Origin of the sequence: Mesorhizobium sp. L-2-11, assembly GCF_016756595.1 — a bacterium.
In the GTDB taxonomy this organism is placed as follows: Bacteria; Pseudomonadota; Alphaproteobacteria; order Rhizobiales; family Rhizobiaceae; genus Mesorhizobium.
The window spans coordinates 4,322,919-4,335,315 of sequence record NZ_AP023257.1; the positions used below are offsets into that span (position 1 = coordinate 4,322,919).

The 12,397-nt window shown below is 61.7% G+C and carries 11 protein-coding genes and 1 tRNA gene; 6 read left to right on the forward strand and 6 right to left on the reverse strand.

Features of this window, described 5'->3' with window-relative positions:
- Positions 1 to 66: 66 nt before the first annotated feature.
- Positions 67 to 1,290, forward strand: a complete 1,224-nt coding sequence (locus tag JG739_RS20750) for a GNAT family N-acetyltransferase (RefSeq protein WP_202363164.1) — start codon at positions 67 to 69, stop codon at positions 1,288 to 1,290.
- 185 nt (positions 1,291 to 1,475) lie between these two features.
- Here JG739_RS20750 and JG739_RS20755 read toward each other — a convergent pair whose 3' ends face one another.
- Together JG739_RS20755 and JG739_RS20760 are read right to left on the reverse strand one after the other, a co-directional pair.
- Positions 1,476 to 1,733 carry a type II toxin-antitoxin system Phd/YefM family antitoxin gene (locus tag JG739_RS20755; RefSeq protein WP_202363165.1) on the reverse strand — a complete coding sequence of 86 codons (258 nt, stop codon included), beginning with the start codon at positions 1,731 to 1,733 and terminating at the stop codon, positions 1,476 to 1,478.
- 88 nt (positions 1,734 to 1,821) lie between these two features.
- The gene (locus JG739_RS20760) at positions 1,822 to 4,053 is read right to left on the reverse strand and encodes a GumC family protein (protein ID WP_202363166.1); all 2,232 of its coding nucleotides are present in this window, start codon (positions 4,051 to 4,053) and stop codon (positions 1,822 to 1,824) included.
- 359 nt (positions 4,054 to 4,412) lie between these two features.
- On the opposite strand from JG739_RS20760, the gene JG739_RS20765 reads away from it, so the two are divergent.
- The 4 genes from JG739_RS20765 (at position 4,413) to JG739_RS20780 (ending at position 9,010) form a co-directional block, all read left to right on the forward strand.
- Positions 4,413 to 4,976, forward strand: a complete 564-nt coding sequence (locus tag JG739_RS20765; protein WP_202363167.1) for a polysaccharide biosynthesis/export family protein — start codon at positions 4,413 to 4,415, stop codon at positions 4,974 to 4,976.
- Positions 4,977 to 4,981: 5 nt separating this feature from the next.
- A complete protein-coding gene (locus JG739_RS20770) occupies positions 4,982 to 6,112 on the forward strand; it encodes a glycosyltransferase family 4 protein (RefSeq protein WP_202363168.1) in 1,131 nt (376 codons plus the stop codon).
- Positions 6,113 to 6,218: 106 nt separating this feature from the next.
- Entirely contained in the window at positions 6,219 to 7,754 is a 1,536-nt protein-coding gene (locus JG739_RS20775) for an undecaprenyl-phosphate glucose phosphotransferase (protein ID WP_202363169.1), read from the forward strand.
- Positions 7,751 to 9,010: an O-antigen ligase family protein gene (locus JG739_RS20780; RefSeq protein ID WP_202363170.1), complete on the forward strand. Its 1,260-nt coding sequence runs from the start codon at positions 7,751 to 7,753 to the stop codon at positions 9,008 to 9,010. The genes JG739_RS20775 and JG739_RS20780 overlap by 4 nt, the downstream gene beginning before the upstream one ends.
- A 477-nt stretch (positions 9,011 to 9,487) precedes the next feature.
- On the opposite strand, the gene JG739_RS35440 is transcribed toward JG739_RS20780, so the two are convergent.
- The 3 genes from JG739_RS35440 to JG739_RS36210 form a co-directional block, all read right to left on the reverse strand.
- Complete coding sequence (locus JG739_RS35440) at positions 9,488 to 9,775, reverse strand: ATP-dependent DNA ligase (protein ID WP_244749496.1); 288 nt, start codon at positions 9,773 to 9,775, stop codon at positions 9,488 to 9,490.
- An 862-nt stretch (positions 9,776 to 10,637) separates the two neighbouring features.
- Positions 10,638 to 10,714, reverse strand: a tRNA-Pro gene (locus JG739_RS20790).
- Between the two features lie 176 nt (positions 10,715 to 10,890).
- Positions 10,891 to 11,178, reverse strand: a complete 288-nt coding sequence (locus tag JG739_RS36210) for a helix-turn-helix domain-containing protein (protein WP_202363171.1) — start codon at positions 11,176 to 11,178, stop codon at positions 10,891 to 10,893.
- 458 nt (positions 11,179 to 11,636) lie between these two features.
- Here JG739_RS36210 and JG739_RS20800 point away from each other — a divergent pair, with 458 nt between their 5' ends.
- Positions 11,637 to 11,927: a hypothetical protein gene (locus JG739_RS20800; protein ID WP_202363172.1), complete on the forward strand. Its 291-nt coding sequence runs from the start codon at positions 11,637 to 11,639 to the stop codon at positions 11,925 to 11,927.
- A 52-nt stretch (positions 11,928 to 11,979) separates the two neighbouring features.
- Here JG739_RS20800 and JG739_RS20805 read toward each other — a convergent pair whose 3' ends face one another.
- Positions 11,980 to 12,318 carry a hypothetical protein gene (locus tag JG739_RS20805; protein WP_202363173.1) on the reverse strand — a complete coding sequence of 113 codons (339 nt, stop codon included), beginning with the start codon at positions 12,316 to 12,318 and terminating at the stop codon, positions 11,980 to 11,982.
- Positions 12,319 to 12,397 lie beyond the last annotated feature (79 nt).

The window sequence follows — 12,397 nt, forward strand, 5'->3', positions numbered from 1 at the left end:
CATCCAAGCACGGAATGCGGCTATGCGCGCGCCCAATCGCGGTGAATACGCCCTAAGGATTGAGGTATGGTTGACGCCACCGCGTCATTTGACGGCAATCGGCTCGAGGCAATGCAGGCGGCGCCGCGCGCGGGGCCTGCGGATCATGCCGGCCGGTCGGTGTCGGTCGCCGACGGTGCGGCACTTGCGGCCTATGCCGAGTTCTGCGGTTCGGCGCTGTTCGCGCCTGCGCAGAGCCCGGCCTGGATCCTGAACTGGGCCAGACATGCCGAAGCGGACACCGTTTTAGCGACGCTGAGCGCCGACGGCAGGCCGGTTTTTTCGCTGGCGCTGGAAGTCACCAGAAGCGGTCCGTTACGCGTTGCCCGTTTCATGGGCGGCCGCCATGCCAACGGCAATTTCGCCGCCGCCGACCCGTTCTGGCTGACCAAGGCGGATGCTGCTTCTATCTGCTCGATGCTGGCGGCGATCGCCAGGGCGCGGCCGGACATCGACCTCGTCGCGCTGGAGCGGCTGCTGCCCGATCTCGACGGCATTGCCAATCCGCTTCTATCCCTGCCGCATTTTCCCAGCCCCAACCTGTCGCTGGCCGTCGACCTAGCGGGAGGTTTTGATGCACTGCTCTCTCGCGCCAGCGGCAAGCGCAGGCGCAAGAGGCACCGCTCGCAAGCGCGAAAGTTGGAAGCCGTCGGCAGCCACCGCCGCATCGAGGCGCGGACGTCAGACGAGGTGAACAGACTGCTCGATGCGTTTTTCGAGATGAAGGAGTTCCGCTTCCGCAAAATGGGCATCGCCAACGTCTTCGGCGAGCCACAAGTTCGTGCCTTCTTCCGCGCATTGTTCGTCGAAGCGCTTTGCGACGACAAACCGTCCTTCGTGCTGCATGGGCTCGAAGTCGCTGGCAAGCTTCGCGCCGTCACCGGATCGAGCCGCTCGGGAAAACGCCTGATCTGCGAATTCGGAGCGATCGCCGACGACGACCTCGCCCATGCCAGCCCCGGCGACTTCCTGTTCTTCGACAACATCGAGGAAGCCTGCGAGAAGGGGTTCGATGTTTATGATTTCTCGGTCGGCGACGAACCCTACAAGCGGTTGTGGTGCGATATCGAGACCCGGCATTTCGAGGTCCTGATTCCGCTGACGACAAAAGGCCGCGCGCTGGTGTTTGTCCTGCGGCAAGGCGGGCGCCTGAAAGCCTTCGTCAAGAACAGCCCGACGATCTGGAAGCTGACCAAGATGCTGCGCCGCAAGGCGGCCGGACAGGCTGTGCCAGCAGAGGGTGACAGTTAGCATTCATTCTGTCCGCGGCAACCAGCCAGCGCGACGCTCTTTCAGTGCCTGCCCTCCTCCGTGGTCGTCGTGAGGATGAAGACCGATCCTTGACGCCTTCCTCTTGGCCGCGCCGATGCTCGGCCAACCAGAGATAGCTATAGCGTATGACCAGACCCGGGACAGGAGTGGGAAGCGCCACGCAGCTACTGGTCTAGCTCGTGATCGAAAGCTTTGGACGATTCCGGGGCGCTGGTCGCCTCAAGGGCAGCGATATCGGCATCATCGAAGTCATCGAGGCTCAACACCTCTCGGTCGCGGCGCTTGAGACGACGATATTCCTCGGTCGAGATCATCACGGTGCGCTCCCGACCGTTGCGGGTGACCACCACGGGCTGGGTGAGCGCCATGTCCTGATAACGTCCAATATTGCGCTGAAACTCGGCCGCGCTGACTTTGATCATTTTCCTGCCATTCGATCCAGAAGTCATGCATTATACGTATAATGCATGACATCCTCAATCGGAATCGACATGGAAGCAACGAACCGTCTCAGGCGGCGGAGCGTCGTCCTGGCAGCGGCGTCCCTGGCGTCTGGTGGCCAACCGGCGTCACCAGCGTCAGTTCGGGATAGCCGCTCTCGATCAGCTCGACCGCGGCCTGCGCCACCTCGTCGTTCGGCTCCAGCAGCGAAAGGAAGACCTCGGTGCCCTCGCCGACAAGGCGGCTGATACCTTGCGCGTCGGTGGGTCCGCATTCGACCACGACCAGATCGTAGGCGGTGGTCAGCGACTGCATGATGATCGGCAGCCGGTCGGCGGCGCGCATGGCGCGGACCGGATCGGCGGTGCCGACGGGAATGACGTGGCAGTCCGAATAGAGATCGGCATGGATCACGTCGCTGAACTGCGCTTCGGAGGCGAGCAGATCGGTGATGCCCGGGAAAAGCCTGCTGTCCAGCGTTGGCCGCGAAGCGGCGCCCGAAGCGGTGAGGTCGAGCAGGAGCACACGCAGGCCGGCGTCGGAAACCTCACGCGCCACCAGCACCGCCGAGGCGGCCGCCTCGTCGCCTTCCGGCGACACAAATATGGCGCGCGCCGCACCGCTTGAGATCAGTTTTTCCACCGCCTTGTCGATTTCGACCTCGCCAAGGCTGCGGCGCGCCGGCCCGACGTGGTCGCCAGTTGCCGGGCCAGTTGCTGGGGCCGTTGCTTGCGCCGCGGCAGCCGCTTGCGGCTCTGCCTGGGCTTGCGCCGTCCGATCCTCAAGCTCTTCGATATCGGCCGGTTCCTGATTGGGCGGCTCGTGATCGGGCGGTTCGTGATTTGGCGGTTCGTGGGCAACCGGCATCGCCACCTGTTCGATCCGCTCGAAGCGGGCGCCGGCGGCCGGCCGCATGGCACGACCCGAAAACAGCTCTTGTAGAAGCGTCACGATCGCCATGACCAACAACGAGCCGACGAAGGCCGCACCGACGATCGCCAGGATTTTTGGGAAATAGGGTTGGGTCGGCGCCACCGCGCGGGAAAAGACACGGGCGTCGACCGGCGGATAGTTGCTGTCCTTGCGCGAGGACGCCTCACGGTAACGGGTCAGGTAGGATTCGAGCAGCTGGCGTTGGGCGGTCGCTTCGCGCTGCAGCGCGTCCAGTTCGACCTGCTGGTCGCCGGCGCGCGCCGATGCGGCCTTCAGCGTGTTGACGTCGGCGACAAGCTGGTTTTCGCGGGCCTGGGCGGTCTGCGCCTGCGTCATCAGCCCTGTCATGATCTTTTCCGCCTCGCTGCGGATCTGGCGGTCGAGATCGGCAAGTTGCGATCTCAGCGCCCGGATGCGCGGATGATTGTCGAGTAAGGAGGTGGAAAGGTCGGCGACGTTGGCCTTGAGCTCGACCTGCCGCTCGCGCAGGCGCTGGATGAGTCCGGACGACAACACCTCCGGCACCGCATCGAGCGAGCCGCCATTCTGCAGCGCCCTGCGGACGCTGTCGGCAGTCGCTGCCGCCGAGGCGCGATTGGCCCGCACCCGCGACAATTCGCTGGACAGTTCGGAAAGCTGTTGCGTGGCGAGCACCGAATTGTTGCCGCCCATCAAAAGATCGGACTGGGCGCGGTAGCTTGCCACCTTGGCCTCGGCATCTTTCACCCGCTTCGACAGATCGGCGATCTCCGGCGCCAGCCAGTCGGTTGCGGCGGAATTCGATTCGATGTTGGCATTGCCCTGGACGGAGATGTAGGCGTCGGCGATGGCGTTTGGAATTTCGGCAGCGAGCTTGGGGTCCTCCGAGGAGAATTCGATGACGATAACGCGAGATTTTTCAACCCGATAGACGTTGAGCTTCTCGCGCATCTTCGTCAGCACGCGTTCTTCCGGCGGAATCTCGTTGGGGTCGCTTTTCAGGCCGGCGACGACCAGCAGCCGGCTCAGCGCCGGCATATCCGCCGTCTCGTCGAACTCGGGAAGCCGCGACAAATCAAGCTTCTGCGCCACCTGCTTGAGGATGTCGGTCGAGGAAATGACCTCGACCTGGCTGGTCACGCCTTCTTCGTCGAGTATAGGCTTGTCGTTGTCATTCGTGCCGTCGGGGCGCGTGTAGACCGATTCGCGCGTCTCGATCAAAAGCCGGGTTTCGGCCCGGTAATGCGGGGTGGCGAGCCAGGTGAGCGCGAACGCCAGACCGGTTACGACTAGCGCGACAGCAAGAATGCGCAGCCAATTCCTCGCGAGGCTGGCGAAGAGCTGCCTGAGATCGACGTCGACATCTGCGGCCGCGGATTGAACGGACATGCATCCTGCTCCGGTGCTTGAAGCGCGTCGCATTGAACGGATTCATGCGACGCGCTTCCAGCTCTTGTTTTCATGCATGTCGTTGTCCCAAAACCGCTGCGCAACTTGGGCGACATGCATTGGTCAGCATACACCGTAAACAAATATGGTAACTCAGCCGTTAATATTGCGGTAAGCACCTGTTTGGGGTTTACGCGCAACCGGCAACAAAGCATCGAAACCGGGCCGTCTCTTGTCGATTGCCGTCGCTTGGGCCGCCTGCCTTTACCGGCCATTAACCCTAACCGGATGATAACGGGCCCCGATCTCCAGAGTTTGCCGCGGTGTAGCGGCGGCCAGTCGAAGGTACATGTCCGGTCATGAAAAGCACTGCTCCCCTGTTCCGTGCGCTGCTCGCCGTGTCATTGCTTGCCGGTTGCTCCAGCTACCGGCCGGCGCCGGCCGCCTTTCATAAAATGCTCGATCAGCCCTATCGCCTCGGCGCCGGCGACCGGGTCCGGGTCACCGTGTTCGAGCAGGAAGGTTTGACCAACGTCTACAGCGTCGACCAATCCGGCTATCTGTCCATCCCGCTCGTCGGCGCCGTACCGGCGCGCGGCCACACCGCACAGCAACTCGAAGGCGAGATCGCCGACAAATTACGCCAGGGTTATCTCCGTGATCCGGATGTTTCGGTCGAGATCGACCGCTACCGGCCGATCTTCATCATGGGCGAAGTCGGTGCTGCGGGCCAGTATTCCTATGTTCCCGGCCTGACCGTGCAAAAGGCGATTGCCATCGCCGGCGGTTTCAGCCCGCGCGCCAACCAGGCAAGCGTCGACATCACCCGCGACATCAACGGCAAGGTCATGACTGGTCGCGTTGCCACTTCCGACCCGCTTCTGCCCGGCGACACGGTCTATGTTCGCGAACGCCTGTTCTAGACCACGTGGCGGACACACTCAGGATCGTCCACTGCTTTCGCTCACCTGTCGGAGGGATTTTTCGTCACGTGCGCGACTTGACCGAGGCGCAGGTCGCCGCCGGGCATGCCGTCGGCATCGTCTGCGATTCGACGACGGGCGGCGACTTCGAGGAACATCTGTTCGAACAGATGAAAGGCACAATGGCGCTCGGCATCCATCGTACGCCGATGCAGCGGCACGTCGGGCCGGGCGACCTCGCCTCGGCCTGGCGCACATTTGGGATCATCAAAGAATTGCGGCCGGACGTGCTCCACGGGCACGGCGCCAAGGGTGGCACCTATGCCCGCCTGTTCGGCTCATTGTTGCGGGTATCAAGGTCTCGCGTAGCCCGCCTTTATTCGCCTCACGGCGGCTCTCTTCATTATGACGAGACCACCGCCACGGGGAAGCTGTTCTTCGCGCTCGAGCGGTTCATGGCGCGCTTCACCGACTATCTTCTGTTTGTCTCCGACTATGAAAGGCAGACCTATCGCAGGAAGGTCGGCGAACCACCGATCCCGAACAAGCTTGTCTACAACGGCCTGAGCGCCGCCGAGTTCGAGCCGGTGCCAACCGAGCCGCATGCGGCTGATGCCCTCTACATCGGCATGATGCGCGACCTCAAGGGACCGGACATCTTCATCGATGCGCTGGTTCTTGCCGGAACACGGCTCGGACGCCCGGTGAAGGCGGTGATGGTCGGCGACGGCGACGACCTGCCGCGCTACCATGCGCAAGTGAAGCGGCTCGGGCTCGAAGCCCATATGCGTTTCCTGCCGCCGATGCCGGCGCGCAAAGCCTTCGCGCTGGCCGAACTGGTCGTCGTGCCTTCGCGCGCGGAAGCCATGCCTTACATCGTGCTGGAGACGCTCGCCGCCGGCAAATCGATGATCGCCACCGGCGTCGGCGGCATCCCGGAAATTTTTGGCGCCGGCTCCCCTGCCCTGGTCCGGCCCGATCCGCGCGAGCTTGCCGACAAGATGAGCGCGGCGCTGGCCGACCCCAATGCCTATGGCGGGTTGATGCCCGGTACAGCCGACCTCAAGGCGCGGTTCGGCGCCGACGTGATGGCCGCCGCGATCGAGACGGCGTATTTCGCGGCGCTCAAGCGGTAACCCAAAAGGGCGCTAACCTCAAAGCTTCTCCAAAACCTATTTGTTGTTTCAAGGGTTTCTTAGCTCTCTTTCGCTATTCACTTGCGTGAAGCTTTGCGGATGCATCATGAGCGACTTCGATCCCAAACGCCGCTTTTCGAAAGACGCGGTGCGCAATTTCAACGGCCCGGCCGGTGACGATAGCCCCGGCGGCATGAACGACGTCGCCCGTCAGGTCGCGACGCAATACCGGCGCGACACCATGTCGCCGATCATGGTCAGCGGCGTCTTGCGGATGGTCGAATTCGCGCTGCTGTTCCTGTCGGGCCTGTGCATCTATTTTTACTATGTCGGCTTCTTCAACCATCTCGCCTGGCAATATCCGCTGGCGATCGCCGCCGCCTCGGCCCTCGCCGTGGTGCTGCTCGACGTCGCCGACTGCTATCAGATCGTCTCGTTTATGCGGCCGCTCGCCAATTTCGGCCGTCTGCTGATGATCTGGGCCGGCACCTTCGCCTTGATGGCGCTGACGGCATTCGCCATGAAGATGTCGCAAGACTATTCGCGCCTGGTTTTCGGCACCTGGTTCGTCGTCGGCTTCATGCTGATCTTCGGCCTGAGACTGCTGATGTCGAAGCTGATCCGGCGCTGGGCGCGCGACGGGCGCATGGAACGCCGCGCCGTCATCGTCGGCGGCGGCACGGCGGCGGAAGTCCTGATCCGCTCCGTCGAAAAGCAGCCCTACAACGACATCCGAATCTGCGGCATCTTCGACGACCGCGGCGACAAGCGCTCGCCGCCCATCGTCGCCGGCTATCCAAAACTCGGCACCGTTTCCGAGCTCATCGAGTTCGCCCGCATCGCCCGCATCGACATGCTGATCGTGTCGCTGCCGCTGACCGCCGAATCGCGCGTTCTGCAGCTTTTGAAGAAGCTGTGGGTGCTGCCTGTCGACATCCGGCTCTCGGCGCATTCGAACGCGCTGCAGTTCCGGCCGCGCGCCTATTCCTACATCGGCTCGGTGCCGATGCTCGACATCTTCGACAGGCCGATCAACGACTGGGATTCGGTCGCCAAGCGCGCCTTCGACATCGTCTTCTCGATCATCGGCATCATCGTGTTCTCGCCGGTCATGCTGGCGACCGCGATCGCCATCAAGCTCGACAGCAAGGGCCCGGTGCTGTTCCACCAGAAGCGGCATGGTTTCAACAACGAGATCATCGAGGTCTACAAGTTCCGTTCGATGTACACCGACAAGGCGGACCCGACGGCCAAGCAGACGGTGACCAGGAACGACCCGCGCGTCACCCGCGTCGGCCGCTTCATCCGCAAGACCTCGATCGACGAGTTGCCGCAGTTCTTCAATTCGCTTTTCGGTTCGCTGTCGCTGGTCGGCCCGCGCCCGCACGCCATTGCCGCCCAGTCGCACAACCTTCTCTACAATGAGGTGGTCGACGGCTATTTCGCACGCCACAAGGTCAAGCCCGGCGTCACCGGCTGGGCGCAGATCAATGGCTGGCGCGGCGAGATGGACACCAACGAGAAGATCCGCATGCGGACGGAGTACGACCTCTATTATATCGAGAACTGGTCGCTGCTGTTCGATCTGAAGATCCTGTTCCTGACACCGATCCGGCTGCTCAATACGGAAAATGCCTATTGAGCGCAGTCGCGCATGAACTCTCGCCGGCTGCGGTCAACGCCAAGCTGATCGCGCTGATTGCGTCGGGCGCGGTTTTTCTCGGCGTCTTCCTGTCCGGCTTCGTCATCGCCGAGCCAGCGCCGTACGACCTCTACATGGTCGGGTTGATGGCGGTCTGGGCCCTGTTCGGCCTGCGCATATCGCGCGCGGCGGCGCCGCTGCTGGTGCTGCTGGTGGTCATGAACATCGGCGGCATGATCGCGATGACCCAGATGTCGGATATTGCCGGCACCCCGCTCTATCTCGCCGTGTCGCTGTTCCTTGCCTTCACCGCGGTGTTCTTCGCCTCGGTGACATCGGTCCAGCCAAATCTCTACCGGGTGATCTTCCGGGCCTATGTGATGTCGGCGGTGCTGACCTCGCTGCTTGGGATCGCCGGCTATTTCCATGCCTTCCCGGGGGCGGAGATCTTCACCAGATACGACCGCGCCACCGGTGCCTTCCAGGATCCGAATGTGTTCGGGCCGTTCCTGGTGCTGCCCGGCATCTACCTGCTCCATCTCCTGCTGACCGGCCCGGTCTCACGCATGCCGTTGCTGGCGATGCCGCTGCTGATCATCACGGCCGGCATTTTCTTCTCGTTCTCGCGCGGCGCCTGGGGCATGTTCGGGGTTTCGGCGATCCTGCTCACCGGCGCCCTGTTCCTGCAGAGCGCCAGCGGAAAATTCCGGCTGCGTGTCGTCATCATGACCATCGCCGCCATCTCGCTGCTGGTCATTGCGATGCTCGTCGTCCTGCAGCTGCCGGGCGTCTCGGAAATGTTCACCAGCCGCGCTCAGCTGGAACAGAGCTACGATACCGCCCGCCTCGGCCGTTTCGCCCGCTATATCTTCGGTTTCCAGATGGCGCTTGAGCATCCGCTCGGCATCGGCCCGCTCGTCTTCGGCACGATTTTCGGCGAGGACACACACAACATCTGGCTAAAAATGCTGATGGACTATGGCTGGCTCGGCTTCGTGTCGTTCCTGACGCTGACCTGCTGGACGATATCAGCCGGCTTCCGCATTCTCCTGCGCGACAGGCCGTGGCAACCCTATCTTCTGTGCGCCTATGTCGCATTCATCGGCAATATCGCGCTGGGCACCTTCATCGACATCGATCACTGGCGCCACGTCTATCTGCTGCTCGGGCTGATCTGGGGCGCCATCGCGCTGGAATATCGCCATCAGCGGCAGTTGCGACCGGTGGCGCTGCCTGCGCCGGCGGCGGGGGTTTGATGGATTTCTGGGGGCAAGTCTAAGCAACCCACCAAACGATGGCCGCACACAGCAAAAACACGAGCGCGGCACCCGCGATCAACATACCTCTTCGCGTTCGCCACCTTGGCGGCTCAGCCGGCACAAGCCTGAACCGCTGAGCATGCTCCGATGCGAGTTTTAGTAAGGCTGCAGCCGTTTCGCGCGGCGTCCACCCTTTCGCTTCCGAGGCGGTCACCAAGGCTGCAAATGCGACTTCCAAAGCGACTTCACAGTTGACATCCCGATCTGGGCTGCCCTTTGGCAATATGGGTGGTTGCACGGCTTGGGACATGCACACAAAGCGGCTCGCGGATGAAAGGTTCCCGCGTTTCACTTTCGAAGGTGGCCGAGCAGTTCTAATTCCCCGACAGTGTAGCATTTCGTCTTCAGCCAGTTGGTCGACCGGCCGCTGCGAAACTTAGTGTCTCCCCATTCGCTCAAGGCCGGCCTGGTCGATCAGGTGATAGATCGCATTGGCGGGAGCGCCTGGCTGAACTGGGTGCGGATGTCAGGCGGGATGATGCCGGCAAGGATATCGCGGCGCTCTTGCAGAGCCATGTCGCGCAGATCGTGGCCGTTGAGGTGCAGCAGATCGAAGGCAACAAAGTAGAGATCGTGCTGGCGCCGCGTGATGGCCTTGCGCAAAGCCGCGAAATCCGACGGGCCGGCATCATTGAGCACGATGATCTCACCGTCGATGATGGCGCTGTCCACAGCCAGTGACTTCGATGCCGCTTTCGTCAATGATCATTTGCGACCGATAGCCGTCGAACTTGACCTCATGAAGCCATAGGCCGCTTTCCGGAGGCTTCTCAACCAAGGTCGGCAGTAGTGGCGGGACAAACTTCAAACGCATGCATTTGACTCGCAAAACCGCGATTCAATTAGCATGCTCTTAATTAGTTCCGGAAAATTTTAACGAATCGTTGACCGCGCTGTCCCAGAATAGGACGGCGCGGTCAAACCCCCAAACGGGCCGCGCTGGCGGCTCCGGCAATTCGCCTTCCCGCGCCACTGTCGGAGCCGCTACCACACTCCTCCAAAATACCAGCAACGGTTGAATCAACTGTTACCGCACGTGCTTTACAGTGCGCTTTCACAGTCGTTAGACTTTGATGGAACAGGGCCTCGCTTTCACGGTTGACGCCGAGACAGTCCATCTCAGCGAGGAAACATGGAAGCCCAAGAGAACATCCGCTACGCCTGGGCCGCCCTCAAATCGAGGTGAGAAGGTCGTGCATCTTTTTCCGCCCGAAGACGGTGAGTAGGTGAGGAATCGACCGTCTGGCGACCGAAGAAGTCGCAGCCCATAGATTCGGATGTCTGGCATCAGCTCCGCGTCGAACCTAGCGACGCATGGAGTCGCCCTTCACCCACATGGACGGCAGGCTCAATAGAATGGATACGCATTTCGGGTTCCTAGAGAGTTACGCAGGCTAGATTTGGAGTAGCCGAGGCGCACGAATTCAAAACATTCGGGCTTCACTTCGGGACTTTTTCGGGACTCCGGGTTCCGAAAACGGGCGATTTGAGCCCCTTTCGTTCCGAAAATGGAAAAGGCGCCAGAAGGCGCCTTCAATAAAAACTAGGGATCTCAAGGATTTAATGGTCGGAGTGGCCGGATTCGAACCGACGACCCCTTGACCCCCAGTCAAGTGCGCTACCGGGCTGCGCTACACTCCGGACCGGTCGCGATGTATCGTGATAACCCGGTTCGGGTCAACCGAATTCGGCGGCCATCACGCCGATGCCCGGCATGGTGGATTTGAAGTTCCTGCCCCGTTGGACGTCGTCAGCATTCAGGAACTTCAAATCCAGAACAAGCCTCGCTTGTCTGGCTTGATCGTCTGGCGTCGCTGCTATGAGACGGGTCTTGGATTTTCCACAGATTGTGTCAGCGCGGCTGTATCGATCAGCGCGCTTTCCGGAAGCCGGAGCGCGGAGGCTATTCGCCTAAGTTTCGACAAATCGGAATTCCTGCCGTTCTCGATGTCCGCAATCTCATCGACCGACAGTCCGCACGTCAGGGACAGCTCTTCCATGCTGTATCCCCTGGTTTCTCGGATGGCCTTGAGGGCGCTGTGATCGGGCGCAGCTTGGGTCGCCGACAGTTCGGAAAAAGCTTCGCTTGTTGCTATTTGGGGCATTTGGCAACTCCGTGGATTTAAAGAGTTTGATCAAATCAAGAAGTTGCCTGAGACGGCGCAGAGAATGCCCTCTCGATGGTGATTTGCCAAGCGCCAAAAATGCCGTCACGGCATCGTGATTCCGATCGGCGCAGCCCGGCACTGGCCTTGGCGGCGCCGGCACGGGTCCGTCATCCCGATCGGGGTCTTTGACTGGCCGATCGCCGAACTGTTCGACGGTTCTGAGCCGCTCCCTTGTTAACCGGCTGTCGCTGGCCCGTCAGCCGCTTTGAACGGATCGAATCAGCGGCGGGAGCTGATGCAGGCAGAGCGCGTCAGGGGACGGCGAATATTTTTTGAAGCGACGCGTGAACCTTTTCTCTCCGGGCCGCACCAACACGGTATGGACGCCACAAAGGCGTTCCCAACCGGAAGGACGCCCTGACGGCGATCCTCGATCCAGAGAAGGAAATGCTCAAATGACCAACATCTCGAACTTCAATCGCCTGAACCTCAAGCACTTGTCGCTCGCCGCTGCCATCGTCGTCTCGGCCTTCGGCTCGATTTCCGTGCCGAACTCGGCCTTCGCCAACGGCACGCATCCGAGCGGCGGCGGCGCGGTTTGTAAGGGCGCGGGTCACTGCCTGGTGCTGCAGCTCGACTGCAAGGGTACCTACACGGACGCCACCGACTCCAACGGCACCGTCTACGGCAAATGCAGCCAGACCGCGCAGGTCAGCCCGAAGAACAAGCTCAAGCTCGCGCGCTGATCGATCCGTAGTCAACGAGAATGGCGGCCGTCCGCGCCGCCATTTTCTTGTCTCAACGTGCCGATCTCGATTTCGTTCGCGACGTTTTCTGCTGGCGGCTGAGGAACAGGCTGGCGACGAGCCCGACCACAACCAGGCCGACGGCGGCCGCTGTCGCGGGATGATCGCGGGCTGTCTTCTCTATCACCCTGCCATGCCTCCTGATCGCGGGCAGAGCGTCACTGAAGCGCTCGGCGAGGTCCGCGTAATAGTCCGACGCGGTGTCACGCCCGTCCTCGTAATAAGCGCTGCCGCGCCTGGAAACGGCCTTCCTCAGCGCCGCCAGTTCCCTGGAGAGGGCCGCGACCTGCTTTTCAAGATCGATGTCGGAGAGGGTCGAAAATGATACCATGACAGGCTTCCTTCTTTTGCGGGAGGAACGCACGATCGCAAAACCGGTTCCGGTTTTGCCGCGACCGATCGGGGCCCAG